The organism is Dapis brunnea BLCC-M229, assembly GCF_050015995.1.
Taxonomy (GTDB): domain Bacteria; phylum Cyanobacteriota; class Cyanobacteriia; order Cyanobacteriales; family Microcoleaceae; genus Trichodesmium.
In genome coordinates this window covers 24,469-49,693 of record NZ_JBNHEP010000172.1, presented here as the reverse complement: position 1 = coordinate 49,693, position 25,225 = coordinate 24,469, and the positions used below count along the sequence as shown (strand labels likewise).

At 36.1% G+C, this 25,225-nt stretch carries 22 protein-coding genes, 1 tRNA gene and 1 pseudogene; 15 read left to right on the top strand and 9 right to left on the bottom strand.

Annotated features, from left to right (window positions below):
* The first annotated feature begins 269 nt into the window (after positions 1-269).
* Positions 270-947, top strand: a complete 678-nt coding sequence (locus tag ACP6PM_RS19890) for a DUF2834 domain-containing protein (protein ID WP_426587677.1) — start codon at positions 270-272, stop codon at positions 945-947.
* A 163-nt stretch (positions 948-1,110) separates the two neighbouring features.
* Here ACP6PM_RS19890 and ACP6PM_RS19885 read toward each other — a convergent pair whose 3' ends face one another.
* The gene (locus ACP6PM_RS19885) at positions 1,111-1,560 is read right to left on the bottom strand and encodes an SRPBCC family protein (RefSeq protein WP_426587658.1); all 450 of its coding nucleotides are present in this window, start codon (positions 1,558-1,560) and stop codon (positions 1,111-1,113) included.
* A 1,048-nt stretch (positions 1,561-2,608) separates the two neighbouring features.
* Between ACP6PM_RS19885 and ACP6PM_RS19880 the strand changes: the two genes are divergently transcribed.
* Positions 2,609-3,679 (top strand): DUF3466 family protein, encoded by a 1,071-nt coding sequence (locus tag ACP6PM_RS19880; protein ID WP_426587657.1) that lies wholly within the window; start codon positions 2,609-2,611, stop codon positions 3,677-3,679.
* A gap of 1,201 nt (positions 3,680-4,880) precedes the next feature.
* On the opposite strand, the gene ACP6PM_RS19875 is transcribed toward ACP6PM_RS19880, so the two are convergent.
* Positions 4,881-6,500, bottom strand: coding sequence for a B12-binding domain-containing radical SAM protein (locus tag ACP6PM_RS19875; RefSeq protein ID WP_426587655.1), 1,620 nt, complete (start codon positions 6,498-6,500; stop codon positions 4,881-4,883).
* 33 nt (positions 6,501-6,533) lie between these two features.
* Positions 6,534-6,788, bottom strand: coding sequence for a SemiSWEET transporter (locus ACP6PM_RS19870; RefSeq protein ID WP_426587653.1), 255 nt, complete (start codon positions 6,786-6,788; stop codon positions 6,534-6,536).
* A 142-nt stretch (positions 6,789-6,930) separates the two neighbouring features.
* Here ACP6PM_RS19870 and ACP6PM_RS19865 point away from each other — a divergent pair, with 142 nt between their 5' ends.
* The 3 genes and pseudogenes from ACP6PM_RS19865 to ACP6PM_RS19855 all read left to right on the top strand — a co-directional run bounded on the left by ACP6PM_RS19865 (position 6,931) and on the right by ACP6PM_RS19855 (position 9,397).
* Positions 6,931-7,077, top strand: coding sequence for a hypothetical protein (locus ACP6PM_RS19865; RefSeq protein WP_426587652.1), 147 nt, complete (start codon positions 6,931-6,933; stop codon positions 7,075-7,077).
* A gap of 561 nt (positions 7,078-7,638) precedes the next feature.
* Positions 7,639-8,327: pseudogene (locus tag ACP6PM_RS19860) on the top strand (IS1 family transposase).
* Between the two features lie 173 nt (positions 8,328-8,500).
* Entirely contained in the window at positions 8,501-9,397 is an 897-nt protein-coding gene (locus ACP6PM_RS19855; RefSeq protein WP_426587651.1) for a calcium-binding protein, read from the top strand.
* Between the two features lie 599 nt (positions 9,398-9,996).
* Here ACP6PM_RS19855 and ACP6PM_RS19850 read toward each other — a convergent pair.
* Positions 9,997-10,605, bottom strand: coding sequence for a pyridoxamine 5'-phosphate oxidase family protein (locus tag ACP6PM_RS19850; RefSeq protein ID WP_426587650.1), 609 nt, complete (start codon positions 10,603-10,605; stop codon positions 9,997-9,999).
* 412 nt (positions 10,606-11,017) lie between these two features.
* Positions 11,018-11,617 carry a glutathione S-transferase family protein gene (locus tag ACP6PM_RS19845; RefSeq protein ID WP_426587648.1) on the bottom strand — a complete coding sequence of 200 codons (600 nt, stop codon included), beginning with the start codon at positions 11,615-11,617 and terminating at the stop codon, positions 11,018-11,020.
* 611 nt (positions 11,618-12,228) lie between these two features.
* Here ACP6PM_RS19845 and ACP6PM_RS19840 point away from each other — a divergent pair.
* Complete coding sequence (locus tag ACP6PM_RS19840) at positions 12,229-12,774, top strand: TetR/AcrR family transcriptional regulator (RefSeq protein WP_426587646.1); 546 nt, start codon at positions 12,229-12,231, stop codon at positions 12,772-12,774.
* Between the two features lie 870 nt (positions 12,775-13,644).
* Here the strand turns inward: ACP6PM_RS19840 and ACP6PM_RS19835 are convergent.
* The 3 genes from ACP6PM_RS19835 to ACP6PM_RS19825 form a co-directional block, all read right to left on the bottom strand.
* Entirely contained in the window at positions 13,645-13,791 is a 147-nt protein-coding gene (locus ACP6PM_RS19835; RefSeq protein ID WP_426587644.1) for a hypothetical protein, read from the bottom strand.
* Between the two features lie 172 nt (positions 13,792-13,963).
* On the bottom strand, positions 13,964-14,095 hold the full coding sequence (locus ACP6PM_RS19830; RefSeq protein WP_426587642.1) for a hypothetical protein: 132 nt from the start codon (positions 14,093-14,095) through the stop codon (positions 13,964-13,966).
* Positions 14,096-14,523: 428 nt separating this feature from the next.
* On the bottom strand, positions 14,524-14,901 hold the full coding sequence (locus tag ACP6PM_RS19825) for a hypothetical protein (protein ID WP_426587640.1): 378 nt from the start codon (positions 14,899-14,901) through the stop codon (positions 14,524-14,526).
* 119 nt (positions 14,902-15,020) lie between these two features.
* On the opposite strand from ACP6PM_RS19825, the gene ACP6PM_RS19820 reads away from it, so the two are divergent.
* Together ACP6PM_RS19820 and ACP6PM_RS19815 are read left to right on the top strand one after the other, a co-directional pair.
* On the top strand, positions 15,021-15,980 hold the full coding sequence (locus ACP6PM_RS19820; protein ID WP_426587638.1) for a M48 family metallopeptidase: 960 nt from the start codon (positions 15,021-15,023) through the stop codon (positions 15,978-15,980).
* 699 nt (positions 15,981-16,679) lie between these two features.
* Positions 16,680-17,102, top strand: a complete 423-nt coding sequence (locus ACP6PM_RS19815; protein ID WP_426587636.1) for a DUF4359 domain-containing protein — start codon at positions 16,680-16,682, stop codon at positions 17,100-17,102.
* Between the two features lie 1,011 nt (positions 17,103-18,113).
* Here ACP6PM_RS19815 and ACP6PM_RS19810 read toward each other — a convergent pair.
* Positions 18,114-18,200: transfer RNA gene (locus tag ACP6PM_RS19810), tRNA-Ser, on the bottom strand.
* Between the two features lie 210 nt (positions 18,201-18,410).
* On the opposite strand from ACP6PM_RS19810, the gene ACP6PM_RS19805 reads away from it, so the two are divergent.
* From ACP6PM_RS19805 to ACP6PM_RS19775, 7 genes are all read left to right on the top strand, one after another.
* Positions 18,411-18,779 carry a 2Fe-2S iron-sulfur cluster-binding protein gene (locus ACP6PM_RS19805; protein WP_293094443.1) on the top strand — a complete coding sequence of 123 codons (369 nt, stop codon included), beginning with the start codon at positions 18,411-18,413 and terminating at the stop codon, positions 18,777-18,779.
* 16 nt (positions 18,780-18,795) lie between these two features.
* On the top strand, positions 18,796-19,290 hold the full coding sequence (locus ACP6PM_RS19800; RefSeq protein ID WP_426587634.1) for a thermonuclease family protein: 495 nt from the start codon (positions 18,796-18,798) through the stop codon (positions 19,288-19,290).
* Positions 19,291-19,494: 204 nt separating this feature from the next.
* Positions 19,495-20,340 (top strand): inositol monophosphatase family protein, encoded by an 846-nt coding sequence (locus tag ACP6PM_RS19795; RefSeq protein ID WP_426587632.1) that lies wholly within the window; start codon positions 19,495-19,497, stop codon positions 20,338-20,340.
* Between the two features lie 132 nt (positions 20,341-20,472).
* Positions 20,473-21,411 (top strand): J domain-containing protein, encoded by a 939-nt coding sequence (locus ACP6PM_RS19790; RefSeq protein ID WP_426587630.1) that lies wholly within the window; start codon positions 20,473-20,475, stop codon positions 21,409-21,411.
* Between the two features lie 1,067 nt (positions 21,412-22,478).
* Entirely contained in the window at positions 22,479-23,906 is a 1,428-nt protein-coding gene (hisS, locus tag ACP6PM_RS19785) for a histidine--tRNA ligase (protein WP_426587628.1), read from the top strand.
* A gap of 190 nt (positions 23,907-24,096) precedes the next feature.
* Positions 24,097-24,504: a c-type cytochrome gene (locus tag ACP6PM_RS19780; RefSeq protein ID WP_426587627.1), complete on the top strand. Its 408-nt coding sequence runs from the start codon at positions 24,097-24,099 to the stop codon at positions 24,502-24,504.
* A gap of 92 nt (positions 24,505-24,596) precedes the next feature.
* Positions 24,597-25,097, top strand: coding sequence for a COR domain-containing protein (locus tag ACP6PM_RS19775; RefSeq protein ID WP_426587626.1), 501 nt, complete (start codon positions 24,597-24,599; stop codon positions 25,095-25,097).
* Positions 25,098-25,225: the final 128 nt, after the last annotated feature.

Genomic DNA, 25,225 nt, shown 5'->3' with positions numbered 1-25,225 from the left:
GGAAATAATTGATTTATTTTTTATTATTGGAGATGTCTATAAATGAGGGAGTAGGGAGTAGGGAATAGGGAATAGGGAGTAGGGGGAAATAATTGATTTATTTTTTATTATTGGAGATGTCTATAAATGAGGGAGTAGGAAGTAGGGAATAGGGAATAGGGAGTAGGGAGTAGGGGAAAATAATTGATTTTATTTTTTATTATTGCAGATGTCTATTGATAGTTGAAGTTTCAGTTATACTAAGAAAACATTTCATTAAAAAAACTATGATGTGGAAAAAAATAGCTTTTTGGTTCCTTTGGATAGGGTTTAGTGTTTATGCTTTCCTACTTGCACCCCCAGACCAACCAGATACTTTAGAATTAATCCAAAAATTGTCAACAGGTGAATGGGAAAATATCAATCCTTTGATTGTATCTCTATTCAATATTATGGGGATTTGGCCGTTAATTTATAGTTGTTTATTATTCTTTGATGGTCGAGAACAAAAAGTACCAGCGTGGTTATTTTCAACATTATCATTTGGAGTCGGAGCATTTGCAATTTTACCCTATTTAGGATTGCGTCAACCTAATCCAAATTTTTCCGGAAAAAAGAATTTATTGCTTAATATATTAGATTCTCGAATCTTAGGAATTGCTTTAACATTAGGTACTATTTTCTTACTCATATATGGTTTGAAAAATGGCGACTGGGACAACTTTATTCAACAGTGGCAAAGTAGTAGGTTTATTCATGTAATGAGTTTGGATTTTTGTTTGTTGTGCCTGTTATTTCCTACTTTATTAGGAGATGATATGAGTAGGAGAGGAATGGAAAAAAATATTTGGTATTGGGTAGCATTATTTCCACTCTTAGGTCCGTTAATTTATTTGTCTGTCCGTTCCCCACTATTAGCAACAGATATCTCTACAGTATCAGAGCAAAAACAAGCTGCTGCAAATTAATAAGAGAGTCAGAAGTCGAGAATAGAGGAGAAATTAAAATACATCTGCAAATTGTTTCTCCTTGTGTGGTAAATACTTTATATTTTGATTAGTAATAATATTCTATCTCCTGACTCGGTCTTCCTGACTCCTGAAATCATAGCATCATTCTAAAGTAGTGGTTTTAACTTTCTTCGCATTCCCGTTTTGTCACATCATGTCTGTACCGAAACATATCCTCCAGTCGAGAGTCTACCCACCAACCCAAAAAAGATTCTGCCAACCATTCCCCAGGCAAAGAAAATGCGATCGCATCAGTTAACCTAGTCTGACCATTTTCCTCCCTAAACTGATGACGATGAGTCCAGCTAGCCATTGGGCCTTCTTTCTGTTCATCAGTAAACAGACTATATTTTTCATACTCTGTATGTACGGCCACCCACTTTACAGGAATTGGGCCGAGCCAAATCATAAATTCTGATATAGCTCCTATTTCCAGTCCACCTTGACGACGGATAATTTGGACTGGTTGCCAAGGTGGGGTAAGTATTTGCAGAATATCGGAACGTTCGTGGAATTTCCAAACCACCTCAACTGGAGCATTGATCGAGGTTGAATAGCGAAAGTGCAACATTTTTAAACCCTTAATTATTATCACAATTATTGTTTTCAGACTGTGTTTTTATTCACAAATTTACTAAATCTTTAAAATTTCGATGTATTTTTCGTTTAATTATAAAGATTCTGTAAAGTATGTGCTCAGAAGACAGGAATATTTCTAATTAGGGCTTGCTGATTAATTCTCGCGCGTATTCACAGATAAAGGCTTTAGCATTTTTTTGTCCTTAAAAAGTGCCAGCTTTTTGGTGGAAAGAGCTGCATAAAGCTAATATTTTGGGATGATTATGGCAGAAAAATCGAGGGACAATTTTTCCGACTACCTCCTCTATAATTCCCATTTCTCCTGACTCGGTCCTCCTGATTCCTACCCTCACCCATAAGACTTTTTCAGCAAACCCTAATTATTTTGCATAAAAGCTCCCCATTATTTCAGTGTTATTGACATATATTTTATACATCTGAATTTTTCTCCTCACATAAACTCAAAATTTTCCGAGTCTAATAATGTATAAATCCTGATTCCAATGGCTAATTTAGAGTGGATTTAAAATTCTGACGATAGAAACGTTGCATACTTACAATTTAGTTAGTGGTGCACAAGTAGTGATTTTCCCACGACAAAATCTAATAATTTGTAAATACCATTCATTTCAGAATCAGAATTGAAAAAGCTTTCTGTTAACTGTTCTCTTTTCCCTTTTCCCTCGATATATAGTAAATCACGACGATCAAAGGACTACCTTAGATAAAACTGGCATATTTCTTAATCATATTATAAAGATTTGGTAAAGATTCTTCACGATCATTGCTAGTTTGATGAAGATTCGGTAAAAATACCGAGGAAATGTCTCAGTAAAGCTTTTCTTAATTTATGATGTTTATCAAGTTGAATCGTTTAACTTTTAACTAGAAAATCTTGATGGGTGCAAATAATATGTATCAACACATATTAATAGAAATGGCTGATTTCTGATGAAGTCAAACGTAATTACCCATTTTTTTCTTGTTAGATAAACAATGAGACGTAAATGTAAACAAACTCTAATAAATTGCAAATTACTATGACTTCATCTAAATCCATGACTCAAAAAATGCAACTAACCCAAGTATCCTCAAAATTACAGAACTTAAGTGTAACAAAATCGAATACTGCCACTGCTGCCTCTAGTTATGCTCTGACTGACTTAGGTACACTTGGTGGCCATCTGTGTGTAGCCAAAGATATCAACGACTCTACTCAAATAGTTGGTTATTCAATTACCAGTAGCGGACAACGACGAGCTTTTGTCTGGAGTCCCAACAAAGGCATGGAGTATATTGATACTCTTGGTGATACCTCTAACTGTGCCTATAGTATTAATGACTATGGTCAAATAGTTGGATATTTTGTATCCGATAGTGGTCAACGGAAAGCTTTTATTTGGGATGAGACAAAAGGTTTTCAAAATATTAATACCGAAAGTGATGATTTTAGTGAGGCTTATGGTATTAATAATTTTGGTCAAGTGGTAGGTTCTGCTATCTCCGGTGATTGTCATAGAAAAGCTTTTGTTTGGGATAGCAAAAATGGTATGGAGTATATTAATAGTAGCAGTGAGATAGAAAGCATTGCATATAGTATTAACAATTTTGGTGAAGTAGCAGGCTATTCTCTTTCCTCAGATTTTATCCTCAAAGCTTTTGTCTGGAAGATTAACAAAGGTATCCAAGAATTACCAGGTTTTTTAGGTTCAGATATTAATATATCTGGTCAAGTAGTTGGTTTTTATGCTGTACCTGAAGATAATAACCGGGCTTTTTTGTGGGATGGCAGTAACAAATTTCAAGACCTAAGTACCATTTCTGGTAATGTCAATTTACAATTTTTTGATAGTGAAGCTAATAGTATTAATAATTCTGGTCTAATAGTGGGACATTCTGACAGGATAATGGATGAAGAGCAAGAATTATGGGGAAAAAAAGCTTTTATTTGGGATAGTGTTAATAAAATGCAAGACCTAAATGATTTGATTTATCCTGCTAATGATTGGATTCTCAGAGAAGCACAAGCTATTAATAATCATGGGCAAATTGTCGGATGGGGAAACAAAGGTCAAAGTCGTCATGCTTTTTTGTTGACACCTATTTCTTGAGATAGCAAATGGCGATTGGAGAAGTTTTTTTATGTCTGGTTAAACTGTTTTGATATAAGCAGGCAAACAAAAATAATTACACATTTTTTTTTCATTAATAATTACACATTTTTTTTTCATTGAAACCATTTTACTACAATAGTTACAGAGAATTAGAGTAGGTAATCAATTCTTTGTAGGTGCTTAATTAGCCATTGAGAAAAATAAACCTCATAACAGACCGCCTATTTTGAGTAAGATAAAATAGGCGATTAGCTGAATTCTTATAAATAATCTCCATAATTTTTCGCTTTCTTTGCTACTCCCCTACTTCCCTACTCCCCCACTCAAAATACGGGTTGAAAAGTTTTTGATAAATGGCCTAATATATTAGGCTTGTCGCTCCTTATTATAAATTTCAGAGTCTTGATTCATTATCTCTTCTACTAACTCCAAATCATTATTTTCAGAGTAAATAAAGTTAAGACTACAATAAATTTGTGCTTGATTAAATTAAATAACTTCCTCTTCAGTTAAATCAATTATTGTACCTTCTTTTATATTACTTTTTGGATGTTCCTTTAAAGATAAAATTGTATTCATAAAAGGTATTTAAATAATTAACAATTAACAATTAATAATTAGGGTTTGCTGAAAAAGTCTTTTTGTAAGGGTAGGAGTCAGGAGACAGGAGACAGGAGACAGGAGGAACGGGGAATTATAGAGGAGGTAGAAGGAATTATTGTCCCTTGATTTTTCTACCCTTGAGAGACCAAAATACTAACTTTATTAGTCTCTCAAGCTCAAAAAGTTACACTTTTTTCGCTCCAAAAAGGCGCTTACCTTTATCTGTCAATGCTTTTAGATTTAATCAGCAACCCCTAATTAGTAATTACCTCTTCTTATAACGGATAGGATTGGCTAAAAGGAATTTTTTTTCTTTTCAAGGGGAGATTGGATATGGCGCACTTCGGAGCGGGTCTGAATTCAGAGAGAAACCTCACCATACCTCGACCGCTTTTTCTCCATGAATGGAGAGGCTTTATACCTAAATTTTTCGGTAATTAATTCTGTTGATACAGTTATAGCAGTCGAAGCAAAGGGAGCGAACATTTCTAAATTCTCACGCCTCAGTCATAGACTATTTTTGACTTTTGCATTTTGCATTTTTGCCTTGCGCGTAGCGCTATAATTTCCCTCAAACCATTAAAACAGAAATTATTTAATTTTTAAACAAAGCAGTAGCCTCAGCCAAATGCTTCTTCAAAGTTGCCCCAGGTAGAGGACCTTGAATATGATTCCAAGGCAAAACTTGTTCTAATTTCCAATCATTAAAAACATAAAAATCCAACTCTGGCAATTCCCCACGCAAGTCCTTAAAAGCCCTTTTATAACTACCCAAAGAATCACCATAATTTCTCACCAATTCTAACAAACGAGACAACCTTCTATCTCCTCTAGAAATTAACCCTTGAATCACCGACCATTTATAACTTTCTGGGCGAAAATCTATCCCCTTTGAACGTAATTTTTTATCCAAAAACTTCAACCGTTTTTCTGACTGAGAATTTACCCCAAACCACTGAAAAGGAGTGTGAGACTTCGGCACAAAAGTGCTACAACCCAAACTTAACCTTAAACCAGGAACAGCTTTTTTCAAAACCAACATCATCTCCACAGTCCCATCCAAATCTTCCATTTCTTCTCCAGGCAAACCCACCATCCCATAAAATTTTATAGCTTTTAAACCACCCATTTTAGCATTAACAGCAGCCTCAATAATTTCCTCATTTTCCAACTTTTTATTGATAATTCTTCGGAGGCGATCGCTCCCACTTTCCACAGCAATTGTAATTGACTTTGTATCACGATTAGCTAAAATTTTTGCCAGCTTTTCTGTCACAGTATTTGTTCTTACTGATGCAATACTTAACCTCACATCATCATATTTTGGCTGATTTAAATAATCTAATAAACTGTTAAATTCAGGATGCTGAGTTACCGAAGCGCCCAATAAACCCAAACGTTTTGTCACAGTTAATCCATTTTCAATTGCAGGAATAAGAGACCCTTCTAAACTAGCACTTCTAAAAGGTAAAGTCAGATAACTTGCCAAACAAAAACGACACATTTCCGGACAACTTCTCACCACTTCCACCATAAAAATATTTTCCCAAGCTGCCTTTTCAGTCACCACAGTAGAAGCAGACAAAGTATTACCTCGATAAGTTTGTTTTTGCAGCAAAGCGGGAACTTCTTTATCTATTGGTTCAATTGATTTAATAGCACCATCATCACTTTCATAAATTACCTGATAAAGACCAGGAATATAAACTCCAGGCACTTTGGCTAAATGTTTTAATTGTTCTTGTTTTTCAGCTTCTCTAACTTCTTTATAAGCATCAATAAAATCTCCCAATAAATTTTCTCCATCTCCCAACAAAATTACATCAAAAAAATCAGCAAAAGGTTCTGGGTTTGCCGTTAAAACAGGTCCGCCACCAAATACTATTGGATGATTTTTTGCTGAACGATTTTTAGATCTAATTGGAATTTCCGAAGATTCGAGAATACCTAAGATATTGACATAATCAAGTTCCCAAGAAAGAGAAAAACCCAATAATTCTGCTTGTTGTGGTAGAGACTCATTAATATCAGTAAATAACCGACTAACTTGTAGATCGGAACGCATTGCTAAAGTTGCCCAAACAATCTGATAACCAAGGCTAGTTATGCCCACACTATATTCATTTGGAAAAGCAAAAATAATCGGAATAGCATTAAATTCAGGTATGGCTGGAGTAAAGAGTAAACTTTCAGTATTAAATGGATTATTAGACATATTGAGATTATACTTAATGGGAAGTTTATAGACTTATTTATACTTTAATTTAAACCATAAAATCGGAGAGGCTAGACTCAGTGTAGCAACATTAGTAAAAATGACTGGTATATCTTGAACAAGGGTGCCATAAATTATCCAGATCAAAACACCAGAGCAGAAAATAGCAAACATTTCTAGGGAAATATCTTTTGTGGAGCGAGTTCGCCAAGTTTTGATAACTTGAGGTAAAAACGAAATAGTTGTTAAGCTGCCTGCTAATAGTCCTAAAATAGTTACTAAATTCATGGTAGATAGTATTTATAAATATAAAAATTAAGTATAGCAAACTTTTTCAGAATTGGTATTCCCCCAGTTTTATATACTTTTCTGTCTACCTACTGAATTTGCTTAATTTTATCATAATTTGATTTAATTTTTCGGAATAATTGTGGGAGCGGGAAATACTCAAAAAATAGGCGATCGCTTCTTTGACAGGAAAAATAAGTTGACCGTAATTTCTAGAGAGTTTATTAATGAGGATATTATCAAATTCTCAAATATGGTCTATGCTGCGAATTTAACTTCTGAATTATGACTTTAGAGTTCAGCTATATTAGGCTCATTAGGGTGTGTTTTAAAATTGGATTGTCTTGATAGGGATTTAATATTAAATAGCTGAATGTTTGCTACCAATAATTGATAGAATTATAGAATTATAGGATTATAGGAATATGAGGGAGATTAATAAGTAGCATTATTTTTAGTATTTTATCTAATTATAAACAGGACTTACCCACCCAAATAAGAAACCGGGTTTATTTCCCTAATTATTGTTTTTCAAACCACGAAATTTCGTCGATAAACAATGTTTGGCTTTGTTTTTCATTCTGGACAGGAATTTATGCTTTAATCTATATCATTCCTCTCCTAGCAATTTTATTGAACTTTATTTATTCCTTCAAATCCTTTAGGCTAAGTGAAAGTCAGGGAAGAATACTTAAACTGATCGGGGGAACATTCATGCTCTTTTTTGGATTGGTAATGATCTTCAAGCCAGAACTTTTGGCGTTGGTAAATAGAAAGATGAATTGAACTCTCCAAGAGCTATAGATTGGATAAAATATCTAAGTAGCATAGAGTTGGAGTTTCATTTTCCATGCAATGTCCAGAGTGCCTTAGCAAACATATCCGCAAAAACGGCCATCGAAGCCAGAAGCAAAACTACATTTGTGTCCAATGTGGTCGCCAGTTTGTTGATTTGTATGATCCACCTGGATATAGTCAGGATATTAAGGCTCTCTGTCTCAAAATGTATGTCAATGGTATGGGTTTCCGGGGGATTAGTCGAGTTACTGGTGTAGCCCATACAACCATTATTAATTGGGTGAAACAGGTGGGAGAGCTTTTGCCCGATACCTATGATGCAGAAGATACACCTCAAGTGGGAGAGCTTGATGAATTGCAGACTTTTATCGGTAAAAAAAAACAAAGTCTGGATTTGGACAGCGGTAGATCATTTTCGGTCTGGAATTCTTGGCTGGGTAGTAGGAGACCGCAGTGCTAAAACTTTCATCATTCTTTGGCAAGCGATCGCTTGTTGGCAGTGTTACTTCTGGGTAAGCGACGGTAATCCTGTCTATGGACAATTTATACAGCCATGAAGATCGTATAGTTAGCAAAACCTACATGACGAGGGTAGAAGGAGAAAATACTCGTTTGAGGCATTACTTGGCAAGACTTCATCGTCGAACCTTATGTTACTCCAAATCCCTAGATATGCTTAAGCATTCCCTCAGACTTTTAATTCATTATCTCAAGTTCGACGCTCTACCTATTCCTGCTTGATTCATCTTTGAAATTACCAGCACCCTAATAACGATAGCGATCTTGAGAATTCCTTCTATAACAATCTTGAAAACAACGCATACATTATTGATAATTCAGGTAAAATAACCTTTCTGGATGATACAAACCTGCAGGTTGACCCGAAAGACCGTGAAACCCTAAAATCAGGATTTTTGGTTCTAGGGGCCCACGATGCAGTTAACCTAGAAGGCAGCGGCGATAAAGACTATCAGTATGGTACACAATTTGATGATGTTTTTGTTGGCCATGAGCTATCAAATAGTTATAGTGCTACTAGCCTTGCAAACCTGGATTCTCACGACGGCGATATAATGTACGGATTTGGGGGAAACGATGAGTTTTCTGGAGGAAAAGGTGGTGACCACATTGACGGTGGTGATGGTTCTGATACAGCTAACTACATCCTTTCTCCTAATCCCATTAGTGTTAACTTAAGCAACTTGACTAACGATGGCTACGCTGAAGCTGATGATGGTTTTTCAAATATCGATGATGCCAAAGATCGCTTATATAGCATTGAAAATATCATTGGTAGCGATCAGAATGATGCTGACGGAAATGGCGACTCAATTACCGGAGATGCTAAAGCGAACATTCTTAAAGGTATGGGTGGTAAAGATTCTCTTGAAGGTGGTTATGGTGATGACATCCTCACCGGTGGTGCTGAGGCTGACCAATTTATCTTGAATGCCTTATCAACAGACACCATCACTGACTTCAATCGCAATGAAGGAGACATAATTAAGATTAATAAGTCTGCCTATGGCATCAACCGTCTCAGTGACCTCAGCTTTAATTCACGTACAGGTGAGCTAACGGCTTCTACAGTAGAAGATCCGATTGCAATTCTAGAAAATCCAGTTCGTTTTGCAGTTAACAGCACAAACATCTCTTTGTTTGCTGCTGAAGTTGACCCCAACCCTAATACTCCTAGTACTCCTGGTACTCCTAGTATTCCTACTACTCCTACTATTCCAGGTTTCGGTGATCTTTTTCCAGATATCGACTTGGACTTCGGGGGTTCTAATAATCCATTTTCATTTTTGTAAGAGTAGCTTAAATATCTTAATTTCAACTCCTCAATTTTAGGGTGGATGAATTTTGTTTAAAGATTCATCCACTTTTTTTGTGGTTATAGCACTACGCATTAAGGTTAGGACATTTCTCAATGCTGAAACCTTTTCACAATCTGCTATTCCCTATTCCCTATTTCCTAGCGCGTAGCGCTATATATCAAATTCAGTGCATTGGTATAGCGCTACGCATTAAGGTTAGGAAATTTCTAAATCGTGAAACCCTTTGACAGTTTACTATTCCTTATTCCCTAGCGCGTAGCGCTATATAATTTAGATAATTACAGGATTTACGCATGAGGTAGGAAAAACTAGCATTTGAGATTGCTTTTCTGTCAGTCGCAATGACAAAAATACGTTGTACTGCGTAAGTCCTAAATTAATTAGGATTCAAGAGCTAGAAATGAGATTTTTTTGTGCCTTAAATTTTTTATTAATATCATGTCCGCTTAATTAGTGATAAAAAAATTTTTCTTCCTCAAGCTTCTTTCTTCCTCCTGACTCCTGACTCCTCCCTAATTATTTATAACTGTTCATCCGGACATGATATAAGCTTCTCTAGATCCTCTTCAGACCTACTCAACAGATTTACTTAAATTCAACTGTGCCTCCAACTCTTGAATGCGTGTTTGCAATGGTGCTATCATTTCCGCCACTTCACTCTCAGAATAACGGATTGGAATATGCTGCGGACAATTTCTATCCCAAGCTTCCACAGTAATGATAAATGCACGCTCAACCTTGGCATTATATCCAGGTATACTCAACTGCTGTATTAATTCTTGATCATCATAAATAACCTTGGCACGACCCCAAATTTTCAAACGACGACGGTTGGCATAATCCATCAAAAACAAGAATAACCGGTCATTCTCAGATAAATTTCCAATACTGATGTATTGACAGTTTCCAGCAAAATCAGCAAAACCTAGAGTCTTCTCATCCAATACTTTCAGGAAACCACGAGACCCTCCCCGAAACTGAATATACGGCCAATTATTAGAATTTACTGTTCCCAGATAAAAACTATCGCGCTGTTGTATAAACTCAGCTATTTCCGGTGAAATAGTATCGTTAGTTGCTCCAGTCTCGGCAAACCGTTCGTACATTTGGCGCGAACCGTAACGTTCCTGAAGTGCTTTGACAGCAGGTGTAAATGCTATTTCAGCAAATTTGCGAGCCATGATTTTTTTCCCACTTACAAATATGTAACAAATTCTGAGATTGCTTTCCTAACAGAATTATCCGCAGACTTTCCACTCAGTTTCAGCAGTTCCTCCGTAGGAGACTAATACCGTTTCATGGAAGTCAGAAGTCAGAAGTTAGATTTGATCGACTAAAAACTTTTACAAGACAATAGTTTCAGGCAATTATTTGACATTTAAAGTTTGAAACTATTTGTGACATCCTTAAAGTGAATTGGTATAACTTACAGCGTTTTTCAAATTGATAACTACATAGTTATAACTAAAACCTAGTAGAGACATTGCATGCAACATCTCTACTGTGGTCTATCCAAATGAAGACTGACTTAATGCTCAAAGCTGATAGCTAGTTAATTTCGTTTCAGTCACAATGACAAAATAATTAGGATCGCTAAATACCAGGCATACCGACAAAACCAGGCAACTGCTTAATTCTTTCAATCCAAGCCCTAACATTAGGGTACGCCTCTAGAGAAATTTTACCATCTGATGCCAACGCTATATACGGAAAACAAGCAACATCTGCAATAGTCGGGCGATCCAAAGCCAGCCAATTATTTTCTGACAAGTGTTGGTCGAGAATTTTCAGAATATCCTCTGATTTCTGAGTAGCGGTTTCAATATCAATATTTTGCATATTAAACATATGGTACCGTCTAGCGTACTCAACTCCCTGACGAATTTCACTTGTTGCTGTTGACAACCACCGCATAACTCTACTCATGGATTCAGCATCCAATGGTAACCAATCTTCATTACCATAGCGTCGTGCTAAGTAAACTAAAATAGCTTGAGCATCTTGTAGCACTATATCTCCGTCTGTTAGCACTGGTATTTGCCCAAAGGAGTTTAGTTGCAAAAATTCGGGGCTTTTGTGTTCCCTTTTCATTAGATCGACGCGGACAAGTTCATATTCTAATCCTAAAAGGGATAGCATTAGTTGTGCTTTATAAGCATTGCCAGATAGTTCGTAGTTGTATAGTTTAATCATTAGATTATCCTGATATTTTGGATTCTGTTTTTTTTGACTGATTTTGAGTTAATTTGATTGTTGATTTTTTTCAGAACAATACGATGGGAAAAATACTGCAAAATTTGACTTCAACCCCATTTTTAGACTGGTCTGTCAAGATTAAATTGAGGTATGAGTAGTCGGAAAGAATTAAAGTTAACTGTGAGGGAACAGGGAAAACCGAATCTATCAACAGGAAAGGGTTTCAGCATTCGTAATGGTTCTTAAGACATGGCTGTTTATTTCTGTCTGACTACTTAAGGCATTAAATTTTCTTTCTTGTCTTCCTAATTTTCCTAGTAGCGTGTCTAGCTTTAAAATGTGGGTAAATTTGAGTTAATGAATACCTCTCTCCCAACCCCTCTCCTGCAAGGAGAGGGGAGTTTCTCCCGCTTCCCTACCAGGGAAGGGGGGCAGGGGGGTTAGGTTTTTTCAACCCACAATTTTAGTCTGGACGCGCTACTGGTCTTGTCTAAACCTATCAATTTATATCTGGCAAGTTTTGGAATTTTTGCACCGAACATTCGGTACATAATAAATATACTGAACGTTCGGTAGAATGTCAAGAGAAAATCAGCAAAATTTTTTCTATGTCCAAAGAAGAAGCGATCGCTAAATTAATTCAAGTATTTCGGCAATATGGCTATGAAGGGACAACATTAACCAAGCTATCAGAAGCCACAGGATTAGGAAAAGCGAGCCTTTACCACTACTTTCCTGGTGGAAAAGCAGAAATGGCAGCAACCGTTTTAGAATATGCCAATAGCTGGTTTGAAACTACCGTCTTGAAGCCATTAAAAGCTCACACTCAACCAGAAGAACGAATTAAGGCCATGAGCCAAAAAATCAACGAATTTTACAGTCAAGGTCAAGAAACCTGCCTTTGGGCTGTACTATCAGTAGGGGAAGCCCACGACTTATTCAACAATCAAATTCAGAATATTTTAATAATTTGGATAGATACTCTGACCCAGGTATTAATAGAAGCGGGAATTGAGGCACAACAAGCTCGTCAGAGGTCAGAAGATGCAATTATTCAAGTCCAGGGAGCATTAATATTAGCTAGAGTTCTAAATAATAATGCTTCATTCCAGCGAACTTTAGCACGATTACCAAAAATTTTGTTAGGCAATTAAAGCCTCGATCGACTGCCATCAAATATGTAGTAATTAGCACTTAGCTATTACCTTTCTTTTTTAATTTTACCTTACTTTCCAGGGAAGTTATATCCTAAATTCCCGACGACAAAATGTAGCATGAAAAATAGGAGACAGGAGACAGGAGACAGGAAACAGGAGACAATTATAGTGGTCAATAGAAGTAAGTAATTGAGTATTTATACTTAATATTTTCTGATATCTGACTGCTGAGAAAGGTCAATGATATCATGTCCGCCTAAATAGTTATATTTTGCTGAAAGGAAGGCAGAAGGCAGAAGGCAGAAGGCAGAAGGTTTTTTGCCCATTTTGACCTTAATTTTATACACGCTCCGATGCTACCGGACATGATATGAATAGGAGCTATATAATATAAATACCTACCAAATTACCGATTTTTATACTACTTTTAATGTTATAAATTCTTACTGACTGACTCGGTCCGACTGAGTTCCCCTCCCTGGAGGGGTTAGGGGTGGGTTAACTCCTAAAAACAGAGCCACCGTAGCAATATTTCATGAAATTGGTATAATATAATATCTGTTTAATTAGTTATAAAAAACTTTCTTCTCTTCTTCCTTCTTCCTTCTTCTTCCCTCCTGACTGCTGACTCCTTCATCCTTATTCATAAGTATTCAACCGAACATCATATAAGTTCAAAGCATCTTCCCATTTCCTATTGCCTTTCCCCTCCCCCAGAATAATTTTGTAGTCTAATTATACCATTTCACAGAATTCAGAATTCAGAATTCAGAATTCAGAAGTTAGATTGGATAGGCTAAAAACTTTGACAAGAAAAGGTTTGAGGCAATGGTAGTCCTGCATGGTAATGGTGAGGATATATATTTTTTAATTTCTCCGAGACTCCCCATATCCCCATCCCCCCATCTCCCCATCTCCCCATCTCCCTACACTCCCGGTGCTTCCTTTATCATTACTATCCACCACCACCGAGGCAATTATTTGACATTTAAAGTTTGAAACTATTTGTGACATTTTTAAAGTGAATTGGTATTAAATGAAAACTACTGTATCCCTCTTTTGTCACTTTCGGGTATTGACATCCTCCCGACGCTGCTCTACGAGACAGCGCGGGATTCCTTAACATTACTGTTAGGGGCTTTCTGCTTCTTAGCACTCGCCTTCTGAGATTTACTCTCAAAAGGTCTTACAGTCGCTCCACAGACAAGCCAGCGCGGTCTTGGGGGTCTCCCCCATGAGCGACTGGCGCTGACACTGCTAGTCCAGCAGCCTTCTTGGTGGGCGTTCCCTTGCGTCTGACGCCGACGCGGGTTCCCATCCGCAAAATATTTATTGAAGCATTGATATCCCGGTCATTTTGATAAAAGTAAAATCTGAATTCCCGAATAGTTAATTCATAAGAGATAGAGCTATTTTTTTCTCACAATAAATACAACAACTTGATTTTTTTACTACGCTCGCTTATATCCCTTAACTGATAAACCTTCTAGAGAAAGGCATTTCGGAGAATGAGATAAGAGGGGTATGCGAGAGATCCACCAACTGTAAACAAATTTCCATCTAACAAGTGATATAGACAAATTTTAATTTGTTTGACCAAAAAAATAAGGTCAATCGCCTCCCCTTTTAAAGGGATGAAAAAAATATTTGATTCAGTATTTCCAGCCTCTTTTAAAGATCCAGAGGTACTGATAACTGAAATAACCCAATTATCTACACCCAGATAAAATTTCTCAGCTTTCTAAATTAACTATCAGTTTGAGCAAAAGAAGAAACAAAATTAGGCAACGACATCCACAACCTTTGACCAGAATCATAACACTGCCAATTCTCGTCTCGATCCAAATAACATACTAAAACCCTGTCACTATTAAAGTCAGAAAAATGATCTGCAAAACATAAAAAAGGATAAGTCTTACGACTTAATCGTTTAGCAACAGCCAGATTTGGACATTCAATCACAAAAACAGTTTCTCCATCTAAATAAGTAAGAGAAAAAAGGCACTTGCGTAGAATAGCCCTCAGCCAACTTTCTGTATGGTCAAAATATCTATCTATAAGTTGATTTGTCAAAGCTTTTTCTAAAGAACGATCCAAAGAATCATGATTTTTTAGGTAATCCATATTCAAGTCTGAACCTCAAATTGTAATTGCTTTGTTTTATCTGTCAACATAATAAATATAAACCTTTAAATGCCAGAATCAAAACTGGCTTATTCTTACTCAATTATCAAATTTTAATCATGCCTACCTATACCGGAATTTCTAGTGAAGCCTTTCGTCATCCGCTAGATCGTCAAGCTGAAGATACTTTACGCAGTGTGCCTGGATTTGACTTGGTTGCTAGTAAATTCGTAGAATTTGTTTACGAACGCCCACAATATGTTTATTTAATGGGCAATGGAATTCAAGTTGGACCTCGTCAATATGCCAGCATCTATCAGATATTTCGAGGATGTGTCAGAGACTTAGATATAGTGCCTGAACCCACCTTATTCGTTTCTCAAAATCCCCAAGTAAATAGCTATTCTCTAGGTAAAGATCAACCTTTAATTGTTTTAAATACTGGTCTTTTAGACTTATTAAATGAGGCAGAATTAAAAACCGTACTAGCTCATGAATTAGGACATATTAAGTGTGGCCATCCAATCTTAAATCAGATGGCAATTTGGGCAATGGGTGTTGCTTCAGCGATCGGGGAAGTAACATTTGGTTTAGGTAATTTAGTCAGCAGTGGATTAATTTTTGCTTTTTACGAGTGGCGACGCAAAGCTGAATTATCTGCAGATCGGGCAGCTCTTTTAGTCATGGATGACCTAAATTTAGTCATCCAAACCATGATGAAGTTGGCTGGGGTCAGTAGTAAGTATCTCAACGAGTGTAGTTTACAAGAGTTTATTCGTCAGTCCGATAATTATCAAGACCTAGACCAAGATGGCCTGAATCAAGTTTATAAGTTTTTGCTTTACAATGGTGGTCAGGGTGTAATGTTAAGTCATCCTTTTCCAGTAGAACGACTGCGCTATTTGCAAAATTGGGCAAACTCTGCGGAATATCGTCAAATTTATGCTGGTAACTATAAACGTGCTACTGCGGAGGGTGCTGTTGAGGTGGAAGTAGAGTCTCCAGAGAATGAAGCAGAAGTTTTGCGCCGTGAAATTGAGGAGCTAAAACAGGAAATTAATCGGATCAAATCAAAATAAGCTCTTCTGGACTTAGTTTTTTTGTGTAGCAATTCCTATACCGATAAGGTACACACATTCATAATTTTTAGGAAACAGGTAACAGGAAACAGGGAATAGAATAGAAATTAAGTTGTTGGTAATTGGTAAGATGATTTTCCATTAGGGGTGATACTCATCACTTACTCTGGTTAGATATTTAGAGGTATCACAAACAAATTACTCTTAAAGTTTCATCTCTTGATTTACCAACGCCGAAATTAAAGATAGGTGTACCTCATTAGACATCTCCAAAAATGAAAAACAAAATCAATTCTTATATATAAATTATTAATTACTCCCCCCTGTTCCCTGTTAAGTGTTCCCTGTTCCCTCTTTTCTGGAGATGTCTATTAGTCTGAGAAATACTATATAGATCTAGGAAAATCAGGAAAAGTACCTCAGCTTATGCACCAGTTGAAGCAAAGGTTAGTACATTTATAAACTAAACGCTCAAATTCACTCAGAGATTACTTCTGACTTCTGACTTCTGACTTCTAACTTGCGGGTAGCGCTATATTACCCCACTCCTAGATTTTTTCCGGAAAGTAGCTTGCACTCAGATGTAGTTAAAAATATAACGACTGTAGAAATGTATTAATATTTTCTTTCGTAAGTAAAGATCGCTAACCTATCATTTTCTTTATTCAAACTATACAAAATAATCAGGAATTTCTAACTATGTTACAAGATAAAAAAACCAATGGCTATAACAAACCACCTCTATTTTGGGGTCTCAGCAAAGCAGGAGCGATCGCTCTGACAGTAGGAGCTACAGTAATGGGATTTACTAATCCTCCTAGAGATGAGTATGTTAATTATGCTTCTAATAAACTGGCAATTGAGATTAGGGAGTCTATTTGTAAAGAATCTAAAGTACCAGATTTTTTGAATGATTTTACAGGTGATTTAGTTAAAAGTTGTGAAAAGTTAATTAAGAGCCAAAGAACTACTATTAAAGAATTAATGGATAATGCCACCAGACGTCAGAATTTAATATTATTTAGTGTTTATACTACTGAATTTCGTGGTAATAGATATCAGACTATTGGTGCAGTGGGGAATTTTCTTACATTTCCACCACAGAAAATTGATGAAAATTAATTATAGCAGTCGAAGCAAAGGGCGCGGACGCATCAAAAGCCTAAAACCCAGACAAAGCCAGATTTTTCCTTCTGCCTCCCCCCTTCAAAGCTTTTTTTTATAAACATCTTTACTTAACATAAAATTTGACAACATAGACAAGTTATGTATAAGCTTTTGAGAGGCTTTTTCCTGAAAAAAGTGTATTGAAAAGTACATTTTTTTGAGAACTGTAGACAAAATTATTACGGACCACACGGACTACACGGACAACAGGGACCACACGGACTACAAGGTTTTCAGGAGTTCCTTATAAGGGATAGCTTTCAAAGGTGAGTAGTGGGGATGCCTTCTCCCTTTTGCTATACAATTTATGCTCATCAAGTAATTTTTGTAGGGATGTTTCATGGAACATTCCTACATTCTTTTTTGGAAATATTTATTCTAGATATCCTTTACCTAATAATTAAGGTAAAAAGCCTCTCCTTTAAAGGATAAACAAGCGGTCGTTTGCAGAGCATGACCTAGGATGGGATGGCGAGGTCTCCTTGCTAGCCTCCAATCTACCTTTGAGAAGAAAAAATTTTCACGCTCCGCGTCAATCCAATCCGTTTTAGGGATAGGTAATTATCCATTATCCATTAATGAATTATAGTGGTTTTCCCAAATGTTGACTACAAAACTTCTGCCTCTCTTGGTCAGCATTGCCTCTCTTGGTGCGCGTTCCGCAAGCGAGCTGTCGTCGCGGGGTCGAACCGCTTCTTTCTTTCTGCCCTCAGCATAAGTTTCTTTAAGCCAAAATCTCTGTGTTCTATGTTAATGAAAAGCGCTATAATTGTTACTCTACAATATTACTCAATCTTTGTTTGATCACGAATTTCATCTCAATCAGGTACACTAGTAGCTAGCAAGATGCCTATAGAGATTTGGACGTTAATATTCGTACCTCACATACAATGTTTTTGGAATATCGATCAAAATCCTCGTTACAAAAACAACTTGTGACTTATGACTTCTGACTTCTTTAAAAAACGGAGAGGGGGGGATTCGAACCCCCGTATGAGTTACCCCATAACAGCATTTCCAGTGCTGCGCCTTAAACCACTCGGCCACCTCTCCAGGAAGCAAAATTATTTAATTTTAAATTTGCTCACAATTAAAATATGTTAGCAGAACTAATCTAAATTTAGCAACCCCCTCAGACAAAAAAATTCGATCTTGGATTTTGGGCCTATATCACATAAGATTTAAGTATAAGTCACGTTTTGGTCTAGTCATCAAAAACTAATATCTAAATCGTGAGAAATAAGCATAAAATCTAAAAATGTTATGGCCTCTTATCACCAGATTCATATACACGATCGCCAAAATAACACCAATTATACAGTCCAAGTTCCTGAAGACCGCTACATTCTCCACAGCGCTGAGAACCAAGGAGTCGAATTACCATTTTCCTGCCGTAATGGTGCTTGTACTACTTGTGCAGTTAGAGTTATATCTGGCGAAATCTATCAACCTGAAGCAATGGGGCTATCCCTAGAATTGCAAAAACAGGGTTATGCTCTTCTGTGTGTCAGTTATGCACGTTCTGACCTATTCGTAGAAACACAGGATGAAGATGAAGTGTATGAACTCCAATTTGGCCGCTACTTTGGCAAAGGAAAGGTGCAAGTTGGACTGCCATTGGATGAAGACTAAAATAATTTATCTACTTATGGCCTGTATATTGTTGGCTAGTTGTCAAAACCTAAACCGACCCTCAGGCCAAATTACTAGGGTAGAAAGAGTTGTTAGTGGACAAACTATAGAAATAGCTGACCGTTCTGCTGCTGTACCTTTATTAAAACCCATTCGCTTGATTGGCATTCAGGCCCCGGATATTAGACAAAAACCTTGGGGACAAGAAGCAAGAATTCAACTAGAAAAATTAACTTTGGGCCAAGAAGCATTATTGGAGTTTGATATCCAGGAGAAAGATAAATTTGATCGCCTACTAGCTTATGTTTGGCTCGGAGGGAAACTAATCAATGAATATATGGTAAAAGAAGGTTTAGCTCTAGCAGAGCCAGATTTTCCTAATACTAAATATATGGAACGTCTGACTAATGCCCAAGAAAGAGCTAGACTTATGGGTCTAGGTATTTGGAATCCAGATCGACCAATGCGTCAAACTCCTGCACAATTTCGTAGTCAAAATCTTAAACAATGAAAATCTTGGTCTCTTCCCTGGGATGGAAGGGGAAGGATAATTTTCCTTTCTCGGAGCAGGATAGGGGTTAGGGGAGAGGTCTATATTTGCTGAAACTTTTCCACACTGAGGAAGCTAGAGGCGCTACTAGAACCTATTCCGACAATAATTTTGTGGGTTGATTATTCGTTTTAAGTTTTCTATTAATCAAGTTAATTATTTTTTATGAGTATAGAGGAATTAGAACTTTTATTGGATATTGCGACTGAAGCTGCTCTTGCTGGTGGTGCTGAGTTGATGTCTTATTGGGGTAATCTCCAAGATATTCAAGAAAAAGGTAGTCCAGGAAATTTGGTAACTGAGGCTGACAAAGCAGCAGAAGAGGCGATCGTTAAAGTTTTACAGCGACATCTGCCAGACCACGGTATTCTTGCTGAGGAGTCGGGAGAGTTGGGAAATACAACAAGTAGATATCTGTGGGCAATAGACCCTTTGGATGGTACTACTAATTTTGCTCACCAATATCCTTTTTCAGCATCCTCGGTGGGATTATTAATTGATGGAGTCCCACAGGTGGGGGCAGTATTTAATCCTATTCTTGATGAATTGTTTCTTGCTGCTAAAGGGTTGGGAGCAACTCGAAACCGTCAGCTAATTTCTGTTTCTCAAACTACTAGGTTAGAAAAAAGTTTAGTTATTACGGGTTTTGCCTATGATCGACGGGAAACAACGGATAATAACTATAAGGAATTTTGCCAAATGTGTCATTTAGCTCAAGGGGTGAGACGTTCGGGTTCTGCTGCTCTAGATTTGTCTTCCATTGCCTGTGGTCGTGCAGATGGTTATTGGGAAAGGGGTTTGTCTCCTTGGGATGTGGCTGCTGGTATAGTCGTACTGGAGGAAGCAGGAGGAAAAGTTACGGCTTACAATAATGGTCCTCTCGATCTAAAGTCGGGCAGAATTTTAGCTACTAATGGCAAAATTCATGATTTGATGAGTCAAGCTTTGGTTGAAACTCCACCTCTAGCTTATTGGGATAGCACTGATAGATTAAATGGTGGTGGTGCATAGTAATTGTAGGAAGAGTGTGGTCCGTGTGGTCCTTGTGGGAAGAAATTAAAAAATATATATCTTTACCATTACTATCCAGGAGAACTGATTAAATTAGATTTTCTGAAATTTCGGTAAGTAGGAGTCTTTATTATGTTTAGATTTACAGAAGGATTGTTCAAATTTGATTTTACAGACCATCATGCAATTTTAGGGGTTTCTCTAGATGCAAAGTTTCCTGAGATTAGGAAACGGTATATGCGGGTGGCGCGTCGTTTACATCCTGATACCTGTCCTTTTGAAAATGAGACGGATAAAGAATTTGCTAATCAGTTGTTATCTAAACTGGTAAGTCCAGCTTATAATAAGTTTTCTAAGGAAAGCGATCGCGCTGAACTTTTTGTTATCCTCAATAAACTAGGTAATACTGTTACTCAACAACGTAGTCAGATTGAGTTTACTACTAATACTGCTAAACAAATTGCTAAAGGGGGAGATTACCTAGAAATATATAAGGTTGCTCTACAGGAGTTGAGCGATCGCCAGTATGAATCTTTAGATAATACTTTAGAAATTATTGGAGAAATTAGTGAGCTAAACTTAGCTTATCTACTGCGGAAAGAATCTAGAAGTGGAGTTGTGACACCGCCACCTCCACCACGAGTTAAACCTTCTGTCAATCAAGAAAAATCTACAACGGTAAAATCTAAACCTCAAAATTCTCTGGTGGAGCAAGCTTGTAGTCGGGCGGAAAGTTTGATATCTACTAAAAATTATGCTAAGGCAATTTTGGAGTTAAAAGGTGCTTTAAAAATAGAACCAAATCATAGTCGTTGTCATGCTTTATTAGGATTGTGTTACTTACAGCAAAATCAAGGCACAATGGCAAAAATTCAAGTAAAAAAAGCTTTATCTTTAAATCCTAAAGAGCCGAAAGCATTAGAAGTTAAAAAGTTATTAGAACAAGCTGTAACTGTTAATACTACTAATAAAAAAACTGGGAAAGTTACTGCTAAAACTGAAAAGAAAGAAAATAAAACGGATAAAGGCGGTGGTTTATTCGGAGGTTTTTTTGGCGGGAATAAGAAGTAAAAAATCAGAAAGAAGGAAGAAGGAAAAAATAAGAAGTAGCTAGGAAAAATAAATCCTAAAATTAGGTAAGATTAAATATTGATTTTTTATTCTAAATTTATGTGTTAAAAAATATTTATCCTTCCATAATGATTGTTTTTTTTGGTAATCAAACTGCTAAGAGCTAAATATAGCAATCCTATTTTATTCCTGTCAAAAATTTTACTGCTTTTTAGGGAACACTTAACTGGGAACAGGAAACAGGTAAGAGTTTCAGTTTTTTTATTTACTTTTTGATTACCCGCAACCTATGCGCGGATTGCTATAGTGGTATTTAGACATTTTACAGTACAAAAAGTGCCTTAAAATTAGTTTAGATAAGGGAATTACATTGACACTATAAAAATGCCTATAACCATTGATAATATAATGTCTGGTAGCATCGGACCGTGTATAAAATAAGATCAAAATGGGCAAAAAACCTTCTGCCTTCTGCCTTACTTTCACCAAAATATAACTATTCAAGCGGACATTATATAATTTAGGATTTATACCTTTTTGACGAAAATCTTATCCCCATCTATATTTTAGCCTGTTTTATGGTTCTGTTTTTTTTAAGTCCCAATAAGTAATTTAGGCATTGCTGAATTAAGGTATGAAAGTAAGTTTATAGGTAATAGGGAACAGGGAACAGGTATGGAGGGAACAGTTAATATTAACAAGTAGTTAAAACAATCCAAAATTATCAAATCATACCTATAATCAGCAACGCTGTAATTAAATTTAGACATAAATAAATTCATCATAGAAAAATATCTGAAGTAAATAATGGTAAAAGCAGATAAAATATCAAAAATAAGGAAAAAGTGAATAGGGAGAATAAACTTGAAAATTATGTCAGATTAAATGTTGATTTTTCATTGTAATGTTCGTAATTTATATGTATGATAAAAAACATTTTTTCTACCATATTTTTGTTTTTTTGATAATCAATAAATATGATAATCAATAAATATGTTAAGAGCTAAATAAGTAATTTAGACATAAATAAATTCATCATAGAAAAATATCTGAGGTAAATAATAAAAATGGCAAAAGTAGATAAAATTAATTATAGTTGTCCTAGTGGATTTCCAGAGTTTCTCCCTGGTGAAAAACGATTGGAAAATTATTTAATGGATACAATTCGTCAAGTGTTTGAACGCTACGGATTTACACCTATTGAAACTCCAGCAGTTGAACGTTTAGAAGTTTTACAAGCAAAAGGAAATCAAGGGGATAATATTGTTTATGGTTTATCTCCAATTCTACCTCCAAATCGTCAAGAAGAAAAAGAAAAAGCTGGAGATACTGGTTCGGAAGAAAGGGCGTTAAAGTTCGACCAAACTGTTCCTTTGGCTGCTTATATTGCTCGGCATTTGAATGATTTGAATTTCCCTTTTGCTCGTTATCAAATGGATGCTGTTTTTCGAGGAGAACGGGCAAAAGATGGTCGTTTTCGTCAGTTTAGACAATGCGATATTGATGTTGTTGGTAGAGGAAAATTAAGTCTATTATATGATGCACAAATTCCGGCGATTATTGCTGAAATATTTGAAAATGTTAATATTGGAGATTTTTTGATAAGGATTAATAACCGCAAGGTTCTAACTGGTTTTTTTGCATCTGTGGGAGTCGCAGCAGAGAATATTGTGTCTTGTATTCGGATTGTTGATACTGCTGAAAAAGTGGGAGAAGCAAAAGTCAAAAAAGCTTTAGGAGAAATTTCTCTGTCTGAAGAGCAAGTAGGAAAAATTTGGGATTTTACTAAAATAAAAGGTACGGTTGATGATGTTTTAGATAAGCTTAAAAGTATGACAGAAACTTTGGATAATTTTGAGGTTTTGAGTCAGGGAATTTATGAATTAGAAACAGTAATTTCTGGCGTGCGAAATTTAGGAGTTTCGGAGCAACGTTTTTGTATTGATTTATCAATAGCTAGAGGATTAGATTATTATACGGGTACAGTTTATGAAACTACTTTGCTCGGACATGAAGCTTTAGGAAGTATTTGCTCTGGAGGTAGATATGAAGAATTAGTGGGAATGTTTATTGGGGAAAAAATGCCAGGAGTTGGTATTTCTATTGGTTTAACTAGATTGATGAGTCGTTTATTAAAGGCAGGTATTTTAGAATGTTTTGCCCCGACTCCAGCAACAGTTATGGTTGTGAATATGCAGTCAGATTTAATGGCAACTTATTTAGATGTTTCTCAAAAGTTACGTCAGAGTGGAATGAATGTAATAACAAGTTTTGATAGTCGTGGAGTTGGAAAACAATTACAACAAGCTGATAAGCAAAAGATTCCTTTTTGTATAATTATTGGTTCGGAGGAAGCAGCAGCTAATATGTGTAGTTTAAAAGATTTAAGAACTGGCGAACAAATGAAGGTACCAATAGCGGGTTTAGCAGGTGTGTTGAAGCAAAGATTGACTAATTTAGAAGTCAGAAGTCAGAATTCAGAATTCAGAAGTTAGTAATAATACCTCTAATTTGTGTTGGGTAAATCTCAAATTTTAAGAAAGCCAAAAACTTATCGTTTTTAGGGCGCAGGGAATAGGAAAGAAGTTATGAGATGTATCCTTTGTATTCCCTTCCGATTCTCGATATAATTACACCAATACGAATAGCTTAGATGTAAAGTATAATTGAATTTACAAAGGAAAAATGAAAAAAATAATTACAGCTTGCTTATTAATATTTATATTGTTCAATGTTATGAAAATGCCGACTGCATTAGGAGTCGAAACAACAAAAGGTGCGGAACTTTTTCAGATTAATTGTGTAGGTTGTCATGCTAATGGAGGGAATATTGTCAGACGGGGGAAAAATTTAAAAATAGAGACTTTGGAAAGAAATAAATTAGATTCTGTTGAGGCGATCGCTTACCTTGTTAAAAATGGTAAAAATAATATGTCTGCTTATCAAGATCGTTTAACAGAAACGGAGATAGAAACTGTATCTGGTTATGTATTGGAAGAGGCAAAAAATAATTGGCATTCTGAAGGGATAATGAGTAAGGTGAAAACTTTTTGGGATAGTCTTTTTAATCAGGATATCTCTAGAAAAAATTAGCTTTGCAGAACTTTTTGATATTCATTGTAATGGTTGTTATGCTAATGGAGGTAATATTGTGAGACGGGGGGAAAATTTTATAGATAAAGACTTTGGAAAGAAATAAATTAGATTCTGTTGAGACGATCGCTTACCTAGTTCAGAATGGTAAAAATAATATGTATGCTTATCAAGAGCGTTTAACTGAAACTCTGTATTTTCGGGAATATCCGTTGTTAAATAAAACAGTTATTCTCAAACCAGAATGGGGAACGGCAGCAGTTTATAAAGCTTTAGATAATCCCAAAGTTTATGATAATTTTGGCAAATTTACTAAAGATGATTTAGTCGATATTTGGCATGAATCAATATATGCCAATATGCACGACGAGCTACTACAATTAATTATTAAATTTCAACTCTGTTATCAAATTCCTCATACTTATAATACCTATGTTGCGACTCAATTACTAACACCAGCTAAACCAGAATATGACTGGGATGAAAATTATAATCTGATTCTACGGTACACTTACGAATTTATGCCGAAGGGAATTATTACTCAGTTGGCGCGAGTTTTTTTCATTTTATTAAGCTCCCGCGCCGGATGCTGAAAATTTTTCTCTTCCCAATACTTAAATATAGAAATAGTCATTTCATTTGCTGAAGCTCCCGCGCCGGATGCTGAAATTTTTCTCTTCCCAATACTTAAATATAGAAATAGTCATTTCATTTGCTGAAG

Bases quoted from the DNA above. Each gene is read 5' to 3' on its own strand.
- ACP6PM_RS19800 (WP_426587634.1), top strand. From the start codon at position 18,796: ATGGCCTGTATATTGTTGGCTAGTTGTCAAAACCTAAACCGACCCTCA.
- ACP6PM_RS19805 (WP_293094443.1), top strand. From the start codon at position 18,411: ATGGCCTCTTATCACCAGATTCATATACACGATCGCCAAAATAACACC.
- ACP6PM_RS19815 (WP_426587636.1), top strand. From the start codon at position 16,680: ATGTTACAAGATAAAAAAACCAATGGCTATAACAAACCACCTCTATTT.
- ACP6PM_RS19790 (WP_426587630.1), top strand. From the start codon at position 20,473: ATGTTTAGATTTACAGAAGGATTGTTCAAATTTGATTTTACAGACCAT.
- ACP6PM_RS19850 (WP_426587650.1), bottom strand. From the start codon at position 10,605: ATGGCTCGCAAATTTGCTGAAATAGCATTTACACCTGCTGTCAAAGCA.
- ACP6PM_RS19875 (WP_426587655.1), bottom strand. From the start codon at position 6,500: ATGTCTAATAATCCATTTAATACTGAAAGTTTACTCTTTACTCCAGCC.
- ACP6PM_RS19880 (WP_426587657.1), top strand. From the start codon at position 2,609: ATGACTTCATCTAAATCCATGACTCAAAAAATGCAACTAACCCAAGTA.
- ACP6PM_RS19840 (WP_426587646.1), top strand. From the start codon at position 12,229: ATGTCCAAAGAAGAAGCGATCGCTAAATTAATTCAAGTATTTCGGCAA.
- ACP6PM_RS19830 (WP_426587642.1), bottom strand. From the start codon at position 14,095: ATGGGAACCCGCGTCGGCGTCAGACGCAAGGGAACGCCCACCAAGAAG.
- ACP6PM_RS19795 (WP_426587632.1), top strand. From the start codon at position 19,495: ATGAGTATAGAGGAATTAGAACTTTTATTGGATATTGCGACTGAAGCT.
- ACP6PM_RS19820 (WP_426587638.1), top strand. From the start codon at position 15,021: ATGCCTACCTATACCGGAATTTCTAGTGAAGCCTTTCGTCATCCGCTA.
- hisS (WP_426587628.1), top strand. From the start codon at position 22,479: ATGGCAAAAGTAGATAAAATTAATTATAGTTGTCCTAGTGGATTTCCA.
- ACP6PM_RS19870 (WP_426587653.1), bottom strand. From the start codon at position 6,788: ATGAATTTAGTAACTATTTTAGGACTATTAGCAGGCAGCTTAACAACT.
- ACP6PM_RS19825 (WP_426587640.1), bottom strand. From the start codon at position 14,901: ATGGATTACCTAAAAAATCATGATTCTTTGGATCGTTCTTTAGAAAAA.
- ACP6PM_RS19890 (WP_426587677.1), top strand. From the start codon at position 270: ATGTGGAAAAAAATAGCTTTTTGGTTCCTTTGGATAGGGTTTAGTGTT.
- ACP6PM_RS19835 (WP_426587644.1), bottom strand. From the start codon at position 13,791: ATGTCACAAATAGTTTCAAACTTTAAATGTCAAATAATTGCCTCGGTG.
- ACP6PM_RS19780 (WP_426587627.1), top strand. From the start codon at position 24,097: ATGAAAAAAATAATTACAGCTTGCTTATTAATATTTATATTGTTCAAT.
- ACP6PM_RS19845 (WP_426587648.1), bottom strand. From the start codon at position 11,617: ATGATTAAACTATACAACTACGAACTATCTGGCAATGCTTATAAAGCA.
- ACP6PM_RS19885 (WP_426587658.1), bottom strand. From the start codon at position 1,560: ATGTTGCACTTTCGCTATTCAACCTCGATCAATGCTCCAGTTGAGGTG.